This is a genomic window from Nonomuraea sp. NPDC001684, assembly GCF_053596515.1.
The window spans coordinates 1-15,813 of sequence record NZ_JBSFGJ010000216.1; the positions used below are offsets into that span (position 1 = coordinate 1).

The following is a 15,813-nucleotide window of genomic DNA, read 5'->3' on the forward strand; positions in this document are numbered from 1 at the left end:
GGCGGTCTCGCTGGTGGTCTACCCGGCGGCCGCGGCGGGGCTGGCCGGCCAGCACGACGGGGAGCTGGTGCTGGCCGCCGGGCAGGCGCCGCGGCTGCTGGAGTCGCTGAAGGCCGCCGACTCGCCGCTGCCGGCCAGGCCCCTCCCGGTGGGCAACACGCTGCTGCAGTTCTGCCCCGACCCGCTGCTGACCGGTCCGACCGCCGGGTTCGTGCCGCTGGCCGAGCAGGACCAGGCGGTCGCGTTCGGCAAGCTGCCCCCCCTACTTCCGGGACGTCACCCACGACGGCGTGCGCTACCGGCTCTACACCGCCCCGCTCAACCTGGGCAAGGGCGTCCTGGTGCGCACGGCGTTCCCGCTGAACCGCGACGAAGAGACGCTGAACGCGCTCAAGCTGCTGCTGGCCGCGCTCACCCTGGGCGGCGCGCTGGTCGCGGCGGCGGGCGCGCGTCTGCTCGCCGGCCGGGCGCTGCGGCCCGTCGCCCGGCTGACGGCCGTGGTGGAGCGGGTCACCGCCACCGGCACCCTCACCGCCGACGGGCTGGAGGGCATGGGCGCCGGACGGGACGAGGTGGCCCGCCTGGCCGGCTCGTTCACCACGATGACGCACGCGCTGCGCGAGTCCGTGCTGGCCCAGCGGCGCCTGGTCGCCGACGCCTCCCACGAGCTGCGCACGCCGCTGACCAGCCTCACCACGAACCTGGAGCTGCTGGAGGAAGGGCGCGGCACGGCCGACCCGCAGGCCCCGGCCCTGGTGCACGAGGCCCGCGTCCAGGCCGAGGAGCTGCGGGTGCTGGTCAACGACCTGGTCGAGCTGGCCAGGCACGGCGACGTCGAGCTGCACCTGGAGGACGTGCGGCTCGACCTGGTGGCCGGACGCGTGCTGGCCAGGGCCGCGGCCCGCGCCCCGCACGTACGGCTGCGCGGCGAGCTGGCCGAGTGCCTGGTGACGGCAGACGCCGACGCGATCGAACGGGCGGTCTCCAACCTGGTGGACAACGCGATCAAGTGGAGCCCGCCCGGCGGCGTGGTCCTGGTACGGGTGGACGCCGCGGGCTCGTTGTCGGTGGCCGACCAGGGCCCCGGCATCGCGGCCCACGACCTGCCGTTCGTGTTCGACCGGTTCTACCGCGCCGAGTCGGCCCGTTCCCTGCCGGGTTCGGGGCTCGGCCTGGCCATCGTCCGCCAGATCGCCGAGGCGCACGCCGGATCGGTGCGCGCCGAGCCGCTGCGGCCCGGCGTACGGCTGGTCCTCGCGCTGCCCCCGAGCGCGTGACCCGACACTGAGGGCGTGACCTGACACTGAGCGCGTGACCCGACACTGAAGGCGCGACCTGACACTGAGGGCGCGACCGCGGGCGCGGACCCCCGCACCCGCGGCCGCGCCGGTCCAGGGGCCGGTGGCCGGTCCGGCGTTCAGTGAGCCTCGGCGACGGGCACCGCGGGCGTGGCGGGCGCGGCGGGCCGGGGCATCGGGCGCGGCGGCAGCGCCATCAGCGCCAGGCCGAGCACCGCCCACAGCCCGAGCACCGTCAGCGGGACGGCCAGGGCGGCGCCGTCGAAGTAGACCACGCTGCGCACCAGTTCGAGCGCCGACCGGGTGGGCAGCACGTAGCCGAGCGCCGCGTACCAGGGCTCGATGAACGCGGCGCCGAACGGGCCGCCGCTGGCCGGCAGGCCGATCGGGATGAACAGCACGGCCGCCGCGATCACGCCGCGCGGCCCGAAGCGGCGCATCAGCCCGTTCACCGCCACCGAGACCAGGAAGATCACCGCGCCGGAGACGGCCAGGAGCCCGAGCGGGGCGCCGGTGAGCGCGCCGAGCAGGCCGTCGACGACCCAGGTGAGCGCCAAGCCGCCGGTCACCGCGCCGAGCGCGAGCACCGCGAGGCGCAGCCCCCGGTGCATCATCGGCTGCATGCGCATGGTGAGCACGGTCGTCGCCAGCGCGGTCAGCAGCAGGCCCAGCACGTAGAACATGCCGGACACGCCGGAGGAGTCGCCCTCGGCCAGCGGCCGCACGTCCTCGACCGCGAGCTGCCGTCCGGCGGCGCGCTGCATCAGGGCGGTGAAGTGCGGGGCCGCCGTGTCGCCGCCCGCGCTGGCGACCAGCAGGCGGCCCTCGCCCGCCAGGTAGGCGGCCTCGACCTCGCGCCGGAGCACCGCCGTCCGCGCGCCGGCCGCGTCGGCGTACGGGCGCGCGTCCACGGCCCCGCCCGCGGCCTGCTCCAGCCGGGCGGCGTCGGGGCCCACCACGGCGAGCGGCACCCCGTGCGGAACCGGGTGGTGCAGCGCTCCGACGAACGAGCCGATGATCACGGCGCCGACGACCGCGGACACCAGATAGGCGACCGCGACTCGAACAGCGGGATTCTTCATGACGCTCCTCAGTTGTCCACCCGGCTCAGGTCCTGGTGGCGGCCCGCACGACGGGCGCCGCCGCCCTCACCCTGCCGGTTAGAGCGCGCGCTAAGTCAAGGCGTCGGACTCGGATCTGGCCCGCGAATGTTCCAGGAAGTTGAACGTCATCACCACGAGCACCAGGGCGGCCACGGACAGCAGCGCCGGCGCCTGCAACGCGATCGGGATGATCGCCAGGCTGGCCACCGGCATGGCGAGCTGCGGCCCGGACCACTTGCCGAAGATGTGCCAGCGGGCGTAGCAGAACGTCGCGAAGTACAGGGCGCAACCGCCGAACAGCAGCGCGGTCACGGGTGGGGCGAAGACCTGGCCCGGATGGGAGACGACCTCGGCCATGCCCACCGCCATCGCCATGATCGACCCGATGAAGGCCAGGTGGCCGTAGGAGAAGACGCGCCGGATCAGGTCGGTGCGGATCACGGCGTCGTCCAGGGCCTTGGGCAACGACTCGGCGGCGAAGATGAAGTACACCCACCACAGCGCGCAGGCCAGCACGAACGTCGCGGCGACCGCGCCGATCGAGCCCACGGCCAGCGGGCGCGCCGCCGACGCCTGCGCGCCGATGGCCAGGATCGGCTCGCCCATCGCGATGATCAGCAACAGGCCGAACCGCTCGGGTAAGTGATGGGGGTGGAAGTTGACCCGCACCAGGTGGCTGCGGGTCAGCACCGGCGCGGCCAGGTCGATGGCGGCGGCCGCGGCCCAGACCCACACCCGGGCGCCGCTGTCCAGCAGGCCCCCGGCCAGCAGCAGCGGCCCGGTCACGCAGACCGAGAGCGTGAAGGGGTTGACCAGCTCGAACGGCCGGCCGCGGAAGTACAGGGCGGCCAGCAGCGAGCGCTGGGCGAAGTAGGCGGCGCCGAACATCAGGCCGCGCTCCTCGTAGGCCAGGGGTGTGGCCAGCGCCATGAACAGGCCGCACAGGCTGAGCGCCAGGATGCCCAGCCGGTCGGGGGTGTTGTTGACGTCGCGGGTGTTGGCGTGCACCGCCATGCCCACCCAGGCCCAGTACGTCGGCACCAGCACGACGACGGCCTGCCCCACGCTGCCCCAGCCGTGGCCGCGGTGGAGCAGGTCGGACAGCTGGGTGACGGCGAACACGAAGACCAGGTCGAAGAAGAGCTCGACCCAGGTGACTTGCTTGTCTGCTTTCGGCTTCATCGAGCGGTGTGACTCCTCGTACGTCGTGCGGGTGCTCACGCGGGCAGCAGCGCGGGCTCGGCGCCCGCGGCCAGCCGCCAGCGCACGTCGAAGGCGTAGGCGGCCGAGGCCAGCGTGACGTGGTGGTGCCAGCCGTGGAAGGAACGGCCCTCGTAGTCGAACAGCCCGAAGCCCCCGGCCAGCTCGCCGATGGCGTGGGCGGCCCGCCAGCGGGACTTGGCCAGCGCGACCAGCTCCTGCGCCGGCACGGACATGTTCGTCAGCCAGAACGCCCGCGGCCGCGGCCGGCCGAGCGGCCACTCCACCAGCAGCCTGCGCGAGCGCGCGTGGTCGTCGGAGACCGGCAGGAGGACGAACTGCGAACGCAGCGACCGCCCCCGCGGCCCCTCCCACCAGGCCACCGTGCGCCGCTCCGCCCCGGCCGCGGCCTGCGCCGCCTCGGCCAGCGCGACGCGGGCCCGCGGGCCGCCCCCGCGCACCACGCTCATCGAGGCCCGGACCCGGTGGCGGGCGTCGACCTCGACGACGTAGTCGAGGCCGCGGTCCTCCAGGCCGCGCAGCAGGTCGGCGACGCCCCGGACGTGGGTGAGGTCGGCCACCAGCGGCGCGACGGGCGTGCCCCAGTCGAGCGTCAGGTCGTCGACCAGGTCGATCACGTGCTCGCCGAAGGGCCGGTGCCGCTCCTGGTCGGGCACGTGCGCCCGGGCCCGCCGGTCGTGGTCGGCCTCCCACGACTGCGGCAGGCACAGCCGCCAGTTGACCGGCACGGCCGCCTCGCCGGAGCTCATCAGCACGGCCGCGCCCACCTGGCAGTTGACCGTGCGGCCGAGGCCGCGCACGTACTGGCGCTCGACGCCCGCCGACCAGCGGCCGTGCTTGGCGAAGGCCACCTCCTCCACCAGCCAGGCGGCCGGGGGCGCGCCGGCCGCCAGCACGTCGGCGACGGTGCGGCGGACGGGGCGCGGGTCCCAGCGGCTCTGGTTGACGAACTGCTGGAGCGACTGGCCGTTGTGCGGGCCGCCCACCTCGTCGGCGATGCGCTGGATGGACTTGCGCCCGCCCGCGTGCAGCAGCCCCAGCACGTACGACTCGGCCGCGCTACGCTGGTCGGAGCGCGGCAGTGAACCGAATATCGTACCGAAGAATTCTGCGAACTCTTCACGCTCGTTCACCGCGAGTTCTCTCATGACCGCCCCTCACCTGCATTAGAGAAGATCCGTAATGGCGAACGCGGTCAGGATCGCAGTTAAGTTTTGGTTCGCACAAGAGAGTAACACCAAGGTGGCAGCGGAGCTGTCCGGGAGTATTAAAGGGAGTACTCCCGGAGGCATCTGCCTGGTGCTCATCGATAACCCGGTATTACATCACACGCGGCCTCAGTCAGGATGTGCGGGTAAAGGACTTGCCGCCCGATGAGTCTGGAGTGCACTCTTGCATCCACCGGAATCATGTGATCATATGATGCGGGGATCTGCGCCGGTGACTGAGTAAGGCGACACACACTACGGGGGATGACCAGTGCAGTGCAACATCCAGCCCACGGTTGTGATAGCCGAACGGATCGAGGCCCATAAGGCTGCGATCTTGGCACAGCTGTGCGGCGAAATTGAAGAATCAACTTCCGGGGCCGCTCCCGGCGAGTGCGCGGAGTTGGCGGAAGAGCTCCTCGACCTGATGGTGGCCCGGCTCAAGGCCAGTACGGACCGCTCTCCGGGGGCCCTGGCCGGGGCGGCGGACGGTGGTCGCGGCGACGCCCGGGAATGGCGGCGGATTTCCCGCGACCTGCACGATCGGGTGGGCCACGAGATCAGCGTGGCGAGCCGGCAGCTGGAGCTCGCCGAAATCGGTCACGCACGTGGTATGGACGGTTTCCCGGTGCATGTGAAGGAGGCGAAGGCCGCGCTGCTGAGAGCCCACCAGGAAATCCGCGACGTCATATCCGACCTGCGCGTTCACGCCCATTGGCCGGGAATGGAGCAAGCGCTTGTGCGGCTGATGACGACCATTGTGGACCCGCGGCTGGAGCATCGAATCACCCTTATCGGCGATGTCGAGGGCCTGCCTCCGCGCATTCGGGACGAGTTATTCCTGATATTACGCGAAGCCATTACCAACAGCATCTCCCACGCGGGCGCCGACCTGCTCGAAGTGTGCGTCAAGATTGCGCACGACCGGATCACAGCAATTGTGCGGGACAACGGCCGGGGTTTCTCGGGCTGGCGCGCGAAACAGGGGAACGGCCTGACCTCCATGCGCGAGCGCGGGGTCGCTCTGGGCGGCCTGGTGACCATAGAGAGCACCCCCGGGAAGGGCACCGAGGTCGTCTTCCGTGCCCCTGTCCGGCCTGTCCGGGACGAGCGGCCGAAGGAAACATCGGATGCAAAGAGAAGGCAGCATTGACGTCCTCATCGCAGACGACCACACGATCCTGCGGGAGACGCTCAAGCAGACGCTGGAGCTCGAACCCGACCTTCGTGTCGTCGCCACCGCGGGGGACGCGCGCGCGGCGGTGAAGTCGGCCGAGGCGCTGCGGCCGGACGTCGTGGTGCTCGACGTGGAGATGCCCGGCGACGGCGTCGTGCGCACCACCACCCACATCCACCGGGTCTCGCCCCGGTCCCGCGTCATCGTGCTGAGCATGTACGACGACCCGGTGCTGGTGCAGGAGCTCATCGCCCACGGCGTGCGCGGCTACCTGCTCAAGAGCGTCGGCCGGGAGGAGCTGGTGCAGGCCATCCGCGGCGTCTGCGCGGACGCCGAGCGCGTCGTCCTGTCGGTGTCGCGGGAGAGCCTGATGATGTCCGGCCGGCCGCGCGCCGGCAAGCTGTCCGAGCGGGAGCTGAGCGTGCTGTCCCTGGCCGCCCAGGGCCTCAGCAACGCCCAGATCGCCACCCGGCTGATGATCGCCGAAGGCACGGTCAAGCGTCACCTGCGCAACATCTTCACCAAGCTCGACGCCACCTCCCGCCTCGACGCGGTGAACAAGGCCATGGCCGCCTCACTGCTGACGCTCTGACGCCTCCTCCGCCATGGCCGCCTCACCGCTGACGCTCTGACGCCTCCTCTCCGGGGACCAGCCAGAGCGTCGCCAGCGGCGGCAGCAGCACCTCGGCGACCGCACCCCCCTCCGAGCAGGTGACCGAGCCCAGGTTGCCGAGGTTCCCGCCGCCGTAACAGGCGGCGTCGGTGTTGAGCGCCTCCTGCCAGCGCCCGCCGGAGGGGAGCGCCAGCCGGTGCCCGTGCCGCGGCACCGGCGACAGGTTGCTCACGCACACCAGCGGCGCCCCCCACCGGTCCCAGCGCACGAAGGAGTAGACGCTGGAACCGGCGTCGTCGGCGTCGATCCAGGTGAAGCCGCCGGGGGAGCAGTCCAGCCGCCACAGCGCGGGGGTGGCGGCGTAGCGCCGGTTCAGGTCCCTGACCAGGTCGCGCACGCCCTTGTGCCGCGGGTCGCGCAGCAGCGCCCAGTCCAGCTCGCGGTCATGGGACCACTCGCTGCGCTGCGCGAACTCCTGGCCCATGAACAGCAGCTTCTTGCCCGGATGCGCCCACATGAAGGCCAGGTACGCGCGCAGGTTGGCCAGCCGCTGCCACTCGTCGCCCGGCATCTTCCCGGCCAGCGAGCCCTTGCCGTGCACCAGCTCGTCATGGCTGAGCGGCAGCACGAAGTCCTCCGCGTACGCGTACGTCAGCCCGAACGTCAGCGCGTGATGGTGGTACGGCCGGTGCACCGGGTCGCGCCGCATGTAGCCGAGCGTGTCGTGCATCCAGCCCATGTTCCACTTGAAGTCGAACCCCAGCCCGCCGGCGGACGTCGGCCGGGTCACCCCCTCCCACGCCGTGGACTCCTCGGCGATCGTCAGCACCCCGGGACAGCGCCGGTGGACGGTGTCGTTCAGCTCCCGCAGGAACGCGATCGCCTCCAGGTGCTCCCTGCCGCCGTGCGCGTTGGGCCGCCAGGCGCCGTCCGGGCGGGAGTAGTCCAGGTACAACATCGAGGCGACGGCGTCCACGCGCAGCGCGTCGACGTGGAACTCCTCGCACCAGTACAGGGCGTTGGCGATGAGGAAGTTGCGCACCTGCGGGCGGCCCAGGTCGAAGGTGAGCGTGCCCCAGTCCGGCTGCTCGCCGCGCAGCGGGTCGGGGTGCTCGTACAGGGGGCCGCCGTCGAAGCGGGCCAGCGCCCAGTCGTCGCGCGGGAAGTGCGCGGGCACCCAGTCGAGTATCACCCCGATCCCGGCCAGGTGCAGCGCCTCGACCAGGGCGCGGAAGTCGTCCGGGGTGCCGTAGCGGGAGCTCGGCGCGTAGTAGGAGGAGATCTGGTAGCCCCACGAGCCGCCGAAGGGATGCTCGGCCACCGGCATGAGCTCCACGTGGGTGAAGCCCATGCCGCGCAGGTACCCGGGAAGCTGCTCGGCCAGGTCGCGGTAGGTCAGGCCGCGCCGCCAGGAGCCCAGGTGCAGCTCGTACACGCTCATGGGCGCCTCGCGGGCCGGGCCGTCGCCGCGGGCGGCCAGCCACGCGCCGTCGCGCCAGCGGTGCCGCGAGGTGAACACCACCGAGGCGGTGCGCGGCGGGTGCTCGGCCGCCAGGGCCAGCGGGTCGGCCTTGCGCCGGGTACGGCCGTCCGCGCCGGTGATGTCGTACATGTACCGGCAGCCGTCGTCGGCCCCGGGCACGAACAGCTCCCACAGGCCGCCGCCGGGCGCCCGGCGCAGCGCGTGCCCGGCGCCGTCCCAGCCGTTCAGGTCGCCCACCAGCCGCACCTCGCGCGCGCCCGGCGCCCACACGGCGAACGAGACGCCCGCCACGCCGCCCACCGTCCGGGTGCGCCCGCCCAGCGCCCGCCACAGCTCCTCGTGCCTGCCCTCGCCGATGAGGTGCAGGTCCAGCTCGCCCAGCACGGACGGCCCCCCGCCGGTCAGGACGTCCATCACCGCTCCACCGTCAGGATGTGCGCCGGCTGCCTGGACGGGTCCAGCCGCACGAAGTTGCGCGCCCCCCACTGGTAGACCTCGCCGGTCAGCTCGTCGCGCACCCGGAAGGACGGCCCGAGGTCGGGCAGGTCCAGCGTCACCGTGGCCTGCCGCACGCGGTGCGGATCGAGGTTGACCACGACGATCACGGTGTCCTCGCCCGCCTGCTTGGCGAAGCAGAGCACGGCGTCGTCGTCGGCGTGCTGGAAACGCAAATTGCGCAGCAGGCGCAGGGCCGGATGGCGGCGGCGGACCCGGTTCAGCGCGGCCAGGAAGGGCGCCAGCGTGCCGCCCGCCGACCAGTCGCGCGGCCGGTACTGGTACTTCTCCGAGTCCTTGTACTCCTCGCTGCCCGGCGCGGCCGGCTCCCGCTCGCACAGCTCGAACCCGGCGTACACGCCCCAGGTGGGGGAGGCCGTCGCGGCCAGCGCGGCCCGCACCCGGAACGCGGCCGGCCCGCCCTCCTGCAGGTAGGCGTGCAGGATGTCCGGCGTGTTGACGAACAGGTTCGGCCGCATGTACGCCGCCGCCTCCCCGGCCAGCTCGCCCAGGTAGCTCTCCAGCTCCGGCTTGGCGTTGCGCCAGGTGAAGTAGGTGTAGGACTGCTGGAAGCCGACCGCGGCCAGCGTGTGCATGATCGCCGGTCGGGTGAACGCCTCGGCCAGGAAGACGACGTCCGGGTCGGTGCGGTTGATCTCGGCGATCAGGCGTTCCCAGAAGAACACCGGCTTGGTGTGCGGGTTGTCCACCCGGAAGATCCGCACCCCGTGGCCCATCCAGTGGCGCAGCACCCGCAGCGACTCGGCCAGGATGCCGCCGGGGTCGGCGTCGAAGGAGATCGGGTAGATGTCCTGGTACTTCTTGGGCGGGTTCTCGGCGTAGGCGATGCTGCCGTCGGGACGGTGCTCGAACCACCGCGGGTGCTCCCGTACCCACGGGTGGTCGGGCGAGCACTGCAACGCGAAGTCCAGCGCCACCTCCAGGCCCAGCTCGGCGGCCCTGGCCACGAAGAAGTCGAAGTCGTCGATCGTCCCCAGGTCGGGGTGGACGGCGTCGTGCCCGCCCGCCGCCGAGCCGATCGCCCACGGCGAGCCGGGGTCGTGCGGCCCGGCGATGGGCGAGTTGCCCGGCCCCTTGCGATTGGTCCGGCCGATCGGGTGGATCGGCGGCAGGTAGACCACGTCGAAGCCCATCGCCGCGACGGCGGGCAGCCGTTCGGCCGCGGTCCGGAAGGTGCCCGAGCGCGGCGGGTGACATCCCGTGGGGTCCACCACGGCGCCCTCGGAGCGGGGGAAGAACTCGTACCAGGCCCCGTACAGCGCCCGTTCGCGCTCCACCAGCAGCGGCAGGTCCTCACCGGCCGTCACGTGGTCGCGCAGCGGCCGGCGGGCCAGCGTCCGCAGCACCGGCTCGGCCAGCGCGATCGCCAGCCGCGCCTCGGGGTCCAGCTCGCCGTCGCGCAGCGTCGCGGCGGCCACGCGCAGCAGCCGGGCGTCGGCGGGCGGCACCTCGGGCTGGGCGGCGGCCCTGGTCAGCAGCCGGGCGCCGGCCTCCATCGTGACGGCCACGTCGATCGCGGCGGGGATCTTCACCTCGGCCACGTGCAGCCAGGTCGCCACCGGGTCGCTCCACGCCTCCACCCGGAACGTCCACTCGCCCTCCCGGTGGGCGGCCACCTCGGCCGCGTACCGGTCGGAGCCCTGGGAGACGGCCGCCATCGGGATCCAGGCGGCCTGCTTGCCGTCGGGGTCGGTGAGCACGACGTTCGCGCCCACCACGCCGTGCCCCTCGCGGAACAGCGTCGCCGACACCTCGAACGGCTCGCCCGGCACCGCGCGCGCGGGCCGGCAGCCGCCCGCCACGACGGGCCGGACGCCCACGACGGGCACGCGGCCCGCGGCGATCTCGGAGATCTCGGTCAACACCAGCGTCTCAGTCATGTCTCACGCGTCCTGCAGGTCGGCGATGGTCTCGAACGAGGTGCCGGCGGCGGCCTCGCAGTGCGCCGGCACGGTCAGCCCCGGGTACACCGTCACCCCGGACAGCCGCACGCCGGCCTGAACCGTCACTCCGTTGCCCAGCGCGCTGTAGCCGCTCAGCACGGTCACGCAGTCCACGAACGACTCGACGGTGACCATCGTCCCCACGTGGGTGTCGGTGAGCCGCGCCCAGGGGCCGATGATCGCGCCGTCCAGGCAGGCCACCCGCTGCAGCCGGCACCCGGTGTGCAGGTCGACGCCGTCGCCGATCGCGGAGTCGGAGACGACCACGCCGGGGCCGATCTCGACGTCCCGGCCGATGTGCACGTTCGGCCCGATCCTGACCAGGCCCGCGCTGATCTTCTCGGCCAGCGTCATGCCCGACGTCGCGTCCCGCTGGCGCAGCGAGGACTCGTGGATGCGCACGTTGCCCGGGTAGGCCCGCAGCATGCCCTTGAGCACGTGGGGGTAGCCGCCGCTCAGCGCGTCGGTCAGCGTGTCGAGATAGTCGCGCAGGTTGCCCAGGTCGCCCAGCTTGGCGATGGGCGCGATGCCGACCCGGTGCCCGGCCTCCACCAGCCACGGGAGCAGGTCGTGCCCCCAGTCGAGCCGGTGGCGGGCCAGCTCGGCCAGCGCCGGCTCCCCGGCCAGCTTCCGCAGCCGCCCGCAGTCGACCAGGTAGAGCCCGGCGTTGACGGGCACCCGGGCCGGGTCGGCGGCCAGGGCGTGCACCTCGGCCAGCGGTGGTTTCTCCACGAAACGCCGGATCTGCCCGGACGCGTCCGTGACCATCGTGCCGTACTTGCCCGCCACCTCCTCGGCCGGCCGCTCGACCACGGCCACGGTGACCACCGCGTCGCTGTCGCGGTGGCGGCGGACCAGCTCGTCCAGGTCGAACTCGAACAGCGAGTCGGTCGGGAAGACCAGCGCCAGGCCGTCGAGCTCCCAGTAGTCCAGGCTGCTCAGCGTCGCCTCGCCGGAACCGGTGTTGGTCCAGTCCATCCGGGGCCGCGAGTAGCGCACGCGCACGCCCAGCCCCTCGCCGTGGCCGAGCACGTCCTTGGCCTGGTAGCGGTTCTCCCTGCCGTTGGCGATCAGGTAGAAGTCGCTGACCCCCTGGTCGCGCAGGGCCATGATCTGCCATTCGATGACCGGCCGTCCGGCGAAGCAGACCGTGGCCTTGCTCCGCAGGTGGCCGGGGGCCTCCAGGGTGAGCGGCCGGGCCCTGAGACCCTGTCCGCCCGCCAATGCGATTCCGGCGATCTCGTTCATTGTCCGTACTTCCCCGTGGGTGTCCTACGTAGAGCGATCATGGTGATGTCGTCGAACTGCTCGGCGGACCCGATGTGCGCGCTGATCTCCCGTTCGAGCCTGTCCAGCAGGTCGTCCGCGCCGGTGGCGGGCTGCGAGACGAGGGTCAGCATGAGCTCCTCGCTGAAGAAGCGGCCGGACTCGTCCCTGGCCTCGGGCACGCCGTCGGTGTAGGCGAACAGCAGGTCCCCCTGGTCCAGGTGGGCCCTGCCGACCTCGAAGACGGAGTCGGGCACCAGCCCCAGCGCCGGCCCGGTGGGACGCAGCAGGGTGTGGCCGCCGCCCGCGTGGCGGATGATGGGCGGGTTGTGCCCGCAGTTGATGTAGACCAGCGCGCCGGTGACCGGGTCGAGCACGCCGAAGAACAGCGTGGCGAAGTAGCCCTGGCGCAGGTGGTTGGCGGTCAGGTAGTCGTTGGTCGCGATCACCGCGCGCAGCAGCGGCGTGGCGTCGTCCTGGACGGTGTCGGCCTCGCCGGTCCCCACGTGCGCGGCGGTGTGCCGCAGCAGGGTCCTGATCAGGGCCATGAACAGGGCGGCGCCGACGCCCTTGTCGCACACGTCGGCCACCACCAGCCCGATCCGCGACCCGCCCAGCAGCTCCAGGGCGTCGTAGAAGTCCCCCGCGACCTCCCTGGCCGGCTGGAAGCGGACGGTGAGCTGCCAGCCGGCGCGGGCCGGCAGCGCGTCGGGCAGGAAGCCCGCCTGGATCTCCCGCCCGATCTGCAGCTCGCGCTCGTACTTCAGCAGCGCCTCCCCCTCGGCGCCCGGATAGCGGCCGAACACCTGGCCCGCCCGCAGCCTGCGGTGCAGCAGCTCCGGCACGAAGGGCGGGACGACGTAGTCCAGCCCGGCCAGCACGTGCGGTTCGAGCTGACGCAGGTCGCCGTCGGTGAACGCGACCACGACGGGCGGCCGCGCGCCGGCCTGGACGACCCGCGTCACCTCGCGCACGACCTCCACGTCGAGGCTCGCGTTCACCAGCAGCAGACCGGTGGGCGGAGGCGCCTCGGCCAGCAGCTGCTCGGGGGTGCGCCTGGCCACGGGAGCGCCGTCGGCGGCCAGCAGCAGGCACAGCTCTTCCGCTGCTGGTGATGGGCCACTGACGACGAGGGTCACCTCCGCATCCATCGGTACCTCCTAGACGCGGTTCATGATGATGGTCGTCTGGTTACGACCCGAGCTGTACTCGTAGCGGACCTGGTCGGCGACCGTACGGGCCAGGTAGACGCCCAGCCCGCCCGGCCGGCGCTCGCCCAGCGGCCGGTCCAGGTCGGGAACGGCCTCGTAGGCGGTCGGGTCGAACGGAGGCGCCGAGTCGGTCAGGCGCAGCCACACCCGGCCCGGCTCCACCCCGCCGGTCAGCTCCAGCTCGCCCGGCCGGTCCCGGTGGCCGTGGGTGATGATGTTGACGATCAGCTCCTCGGCGGCCAGCCGCAGCCAGTGGGCGCGCGTGCGGGTCAGCCCGCCGAGCGCGCTCAGCGTCTGCACGTAGGCCATCAGCTCGTCCAGCGACTCGGGCTCGGCGGGAAGCCTGAGCCGCTCCATCGCCTGCCTACTCGGGGATCGCATCGCTGAAGTCCACGCTGTGGTGGAAGCCGACCAGCCGGATGGTCTGCTCGATGGCGTCGTTGGCGCCGACCAGCACGATGCGCACGTCGTCGGCCAGCTTCTGCCGGGCGAACACCAGCCCGCGCAGCCCCGCCGAGGACATGTAGCTGAGCTGCGACATCTCCAGCACCAGCAGCTCGGCCGCGGCCTCGGCCGCGCGCTCCACCTCCCTCCTGAAGGTCTCGGCGGTCAGGGCGTCCAGCTCGCCCTCCAGTGTGATCAGTGCGGTGCTGCCGTCGTGGGTCAGGATCGCGTTGAACGACATGGGATCTCCTTCGGGGATTTCAGTGAGGGGCGCGGCCGACCAGCGCGACCGCGGCCCGCGGGCCGACGACGATCCGCCGCTGGTCGGCCAGCGGCGGCTCCTGGCCCGGTGAGTGCACGTCGCCGGGGGCGGCGGCCGCGGTGTCGGCGAACAGGTGCCACACCGCGCCGTCCGGCAGGGTGGGCAGCTCCAGCTCCCGCGCCTGCCAGTGGGTGTTGGCGGCCAGGTACAGGTGCTCCGCGCCGCCGCCGGCCGCCGGGCCGCTGCGCAGCATCGCCACCAGCGTGCTGTCCGGCGACCAGTCGGGCTCGCCGGCCCGCTCGCCGTGCCAGGACACCTGCGGCAGCCCGCCGGCGCCCTCGTCGCCGCACGGGTGGCGGCGGTCGCGCACCATCGGGTGCGCGGCGCGGAAGGCGACGCACTCGCGCACGAACCGCAGCAGCTCGCCGTTGCGCTCGGTCAGGCCCCAGTCGAACCACGACAGCGGGCCGTCGTGGCAGTAGGCGTTGTTGTTGCCCTGCTGGGTGCGGCCGACCTCGTCGCCCGCCAGGATCATCGGGATGCCCTGGCTGAGCAGGAGCAGCAGCATCGCGTTCCTGGCCTGCCGCCCGCGCAGCGCCAGCACCTCGGCGTCCTGGGTCGGGCCCTCGGCGCCGCAGTTCCAGCTCTGGTTGTCGTCGTTGCCGTCGCGGTTGTCCTCGGCGTTGGCCTCGTTGTGCTTGCCGTCGTAGGCGAACAGGTCGGCCAGCGTGAACCCGTCGTGGCAGGTGACGAAGTTGACCGAGGCCAGCGTGCCGCGGGAGGCGTACAGGTCGGGCGAGCCGACCAGCCGGGTGGCCAGCTCGCCGGCCGAGCCGGGGGCGGCCTTCAGGAAGCGGCGCAGCGCGTCGCGGTAGCGGCCGTTCCACTCCGACCAGCGCTGGTAGCCGGGGAAGGAGCCCACCTGGTACAGGCCGCCCGCGTCCCACGCCTCGGCGATCAGCAGGCAGTCGCGCAGCAGCGGGTCGTGGGCCAGCGTCTCGATCAGCGGCGGGTTGGCCAGCGGCGCGCCGTCCTGGCCGCGGTCCAGGATCGCGGCCAGGTCGAAGCGGAAGCCGTCGATGTGGTACTCGCCGGCCCAGTAGCGCAGGCAGTCGAGCACGTAGTCGCGCACCACCGGGTGGTTGCAGTTGAAGGTGTTCCCGGTGCCGCTGAAGTTGTAGTAGTAACCCTCCGGCGTGAGCATGTAGTAGGTGGCGTTGTCCAGGCCGCGGAAGTGGATGGTCGGGCCGTTCTCGTTGCCCTCGGCCGTGTGGTTGAAGACCACGTCCAGCACCACCGCGATCCCGGCCCGGTGCAGCTCCTTGACCAGGTTCTTGAACTCGTCGGACTGCATGCCGTACCGGCCGGTGGCCGCGTAGCCGGCCTTGGGCGCGAAGAAGCCCAGCGTCGAGTAGCCCCAGTAGTTGTACAGGCGCTCGCCGGTGACCGGGTTGACCCGGCTCATGTCGAACTCGTCGAACTCGAAGACCGGCATCAGCTCCACGCAGTTGACGCCGAGCGCCTTCAGGTAGGGGATCTTCTCGATCAGCCCCGCGTACGTGCCCGGCGCCGACACCCCCGAGGACGGGTCCGCCGTGAAGCCGCGCACGTGCAGCTCGTAGACGACCAGGTCCTCCGGCGCGACGCGCAGCGGCCGGTCCTCCTCCCAGTCGAAGTCGTCGGAGACCAGCACCGACCGGTAGGGGTAGGGATCGTCCCAGTCCACCTCGGCGCCCCACACGTCCCGGCCCGACATGACCCTGGCGTACGGGTCGGCCAGGATCCTGGCCGGGTCGAACCGGTCGCCGGGGGCCGGCGTCTGCGGGCCGGTGACGCGGTAGCCGTACTCGACGCCCTCGTGGTCCAGGCCGAACACGGTCATGGCCCACACACCGCCGATCCGGTACTCGCCGGGGAAGGGCAGCTCGGCGAACGGCTCCCGCTCGCCGCGCCGGAACAGCACCAGCGACACGGCGCTCGCGCCGCTGGAGTAGACCGAGAAGTTCACCCCGCCGGGCACCAGCGTGGCGCCGAACGGCATCGGATGGCCCGCCCGCACCCCGAACCC

At 72.5% G+C, this 15,813-nt stretch carries 14 protein-coding genes; 3 read left to right on the plus strand and 11 right to left on the minus strand.

What is annotated here, in order from left to right; translation table 11 throughout:
• Positions 1 to 18 precede the first annotated feature (18 nt).
• Positions 19 to 252 carry a hypothetical protein gene (locus tag ACWCSD_RS30550; RefSeq protein WP_449919955.1) on the minus strand — a complete coding sequence of 78 codons (234 nt, stop codon included), beginning with the start codon at positions 250 to 252 and terminating at the stop codon, positions 19 to 21.
• A gap of 38 nt (positions 253 to 290) precedes the next feature.
• Between ACWCSD_RS30550 and ACWCSD_RS30555 the strand changes: the two genes are divergently transcribed.
• The gene (locus ACWCSD_RS30555; RefSeq protein WP_449919957.1) at positions 291 to 1,277 is read left to right on the plus strand and encodes a sensor histidine kinase; all 987 of its coding nucleotides are present in this window, start codon (positions 291 to 293) and stop codon (positions 1,275 to 1,277) included.
• Positions 1,278 to 1,417: 140 nt separating this feature from the next.
• Here ACWCSD_RS30555 and ACWCSD_RS30560 read toward each other — a convergent pair whose 3' ends face one another.
• The 3 genes from ACWCSD_RS30560 to ACWCSD_RS30570 form a co-directional block, all read right to left on the minus strand.
• Positions 1,418 to 2,380 carry a hypothetical protein gene (locus ACWCSD_RS30560; protein ID WP_397157771.1) on the minus strand — a complete coding sequence of 321 codons (963 nt, stop codon included), beginning with the start codon at positions 2,378 to 2,380 and terminating at the stop codon, positions 1,418 to 1,420.
• 90 nt (positions 2,381 to 2,470) lie between these two features.
• Entirely contained in the window at positions 2,471 to 3,583 is a 1,113-nt protein-coding gene (locus ACWCSD_RS30565) for a low temperature requirement protein A (RefSeq protein ID WP_397157769.1), read from the minus strand.
• Positions 3,584 to 3,618: 35 nt separating this feature from the next.
• A complete protein-coding gene (locus ACWCSD_RS30570; protein ID WP_397157767.1) occupies positions 3,619 to 4,770 on the minus strand; it encodes an IS701 family transposase in 1,152 nt (383 codons plus the stop codon).
• 331 nt (positions 4,771 to 5,101) lie between these two features.
• On the opposite strand from ACWCSD_RS30570, the gene ACWCSD_RS30575 reads away from it, so the two are divergent.
• Both ACWCSD_RS30575 and ACWCSD_RS30580 read left to right on the plus strand, forming a co-directional pair.
• Positions 5,102 to 5,983, plus strand: coding sequence for a sensor histidine kinase (locus ACWCSD_RS30575; protein ID WP_449919962.1), 882 nt, complete (start codon positions 5,102 to 5,104; stop codon positions 5,981 to 5,983).
• A complete protein-coding gene (locus ACWCSD_RS30580; protein WP_358297574.1) occupies positions 5,961 to 6,599 on the plus strand; it encodes a response regulator transcription factor in 639 nt (212 codons plus the stop codon). The genes ACWCSD_RS30575 and ACWCSD_RS30580 overlap by 23 nt, the downstream gene beginning before the upstream one ends.
• Before the next feature lie 22 nt (positions 6,600 to 6,621).
• Here the strand turns inward: ACWCSD_RS30580 and glgB are convergent, their stop codons facing one another.
• From glgB to glgX, 7 genes are all read right to left on the minus strand, one after another.
• Complete coding sequence (gene glgB / locus ACWCSD_RS30585) at positions 6,622 to 8,517, minus strand: 1,4-alpha-glucan branching protein GlgB (RefSeq protein ID WP_449919965.1); 1,896 nt, start codon at positions 8,515 to 8,517, stop codon at positions 6,622 to 6,624.
• Entirely contained in the window at positions 8,517 to 10,499 is a 1,983-nt protein-coding gene (locus ACWCSD_RS30590) for an alpha-1,4-glucan--maltose-1-phosphate maltosyltransferase (RefSeq protein ID WP_449919967.1), read from the minus strand. Before ACWCSD_RS30590 ends, glgB begins: the two co-directional genes overlap by 1 nt.
• A gap of 3 nt (positions 10,500 to 10,502) precedes the next feature.
• On the minus strand, positions 10,503 to 11,810 hold the full coding sequence (locus ACWCSD_RS30595; protein WP_397157758.1) for a sugar phosphate nucleotidyltransferase: 1,308 nt from the start codon (positions 11,808 to 11,810) through the stop codon (positions 10,503 to 10,505).
• Entirely contained in the window at positions 11,807 to 12,979 is a 1,173-nt protein-coding gene (locus ACWCSD_RS30600; protein WP_397157756.1) for a PP2C family protein-serine/threonine phosphatase, read from the minus strand. The genes ACWCSD_RS30595 and ACWCSD_RS30600 overlap by 4 nt, the downstream gene beginning before the upstream one ends.
• A 9-nt stretch (positions 12,980 to 12,988) precedes the next feature.
• Positions 12,989 to 13,420 carry an ATP-binding protein gene (locus tag ACWCSD_RS30605; protein ID WP_397157754.1) on the minus strand — a complete coding sequence of 144 codons (432 nt, stop codon included), beginning with the start codon at positions 13,418 to 13,420 and terminating at the stop codon, positions 12,989 to 12,991.
• Entirely contained in the window at positions 13,404 to 13,724 is a 321-nt protein-coding gene (locus tag ACWCSD_RS30610; protein ID WP_352329001.1) for an anti-sigma factor antagonist, read from the minus strand. Before ACWCSD_RS30610 ends, ACWCSD_RS30605 begins: the two co-directional genes overlap by 17 nt.
• A gap of 19 nt (positions 13,725 to 13,743) precedes the next feature.
• The coding region (gene glgX / locus ACWCSD_RS30615; protein WP_449919971.1) for a glycogen debranching protein GlgX at positions 13,744 to 15,813 on the minus strand (2,070 nt) is incomplete at its 5' end.

Bases quoted from the DNA above. Each gene is read 5' to 3' on its own strand.
- ACWCSD_RS30560 (WP_397157771.1), bottom strand. From the start codon at position 2,380: ATGAAGAATCCCGCTGTTCGAGTCGCGGTCGCCTATCTGGTGTCCGCG.
- ACWCSD_RS30565 (WP_397157769.1), bottom strand. From the start codon at position 3,583: ATGAAGCCGAAAGCAGACAAGCAAGTCACCTGGGTCGAGCTCTTCTTC.
- ACWCSD_RS30570 (WP_397157767.1), bottom strand. From the start codon at position 4,770: ATGAGAGAACTCGCGGTGAACGAGCGTGAAGAGTTCGCAGAATTCTTC.
- ACWCSD_RS30580 (WP_358297574.1), top strand. From the start codon at position 5,961: ATGCAAAGAGAAGGCAGCATTGACGTCCTCATCGCAGACGACCACACG.
- glgB (WP_449919965.1), bottom strand. From the start codon at position 8,517: ATGGACGTCCTGACCGGCGGGGGGCCGTCCGTGCTGGGCGAGCTGGAC.
- ACWCSD_RS30590 (WP_449919967.1), bottom strand. From the start codon at position 10,499: ATGACTGAGACGCTGGTGTTGACCGAGATCTCCGAGATCGCCGCGGGC.
- ACWCSD_RS30595 (WP_397157758.1), bottom strand. From the start codon at position 11,810: ATGAACGAGATCGCCGGAATCGCATTGGCGGGCGGACAGGGTCTCAGG.
- ACWCSD_RS30600 (WP_397157756.1), bottom strand. From the start codon at position 12,979: ATGGATGCGGAGGTGACCCTCGTCGTCAGTGGCCCATCACCAGCAGCG.
- ACWCSD_RS30605 (WP_397157754.1), bottom strand. From the start codon at position 13,420: ATGCGATCCCCGAGTAGGCAGGCGATGGAGCGGCTCAGGCTTCCCGCC.
- ACWCSD_RS30610 (WP_352329001.1), bottom strand. From the start codon at position 13,724: ATGTCGTTCAACGCGATCCTGACCCACGACGGCAGCACCGCACTGATC.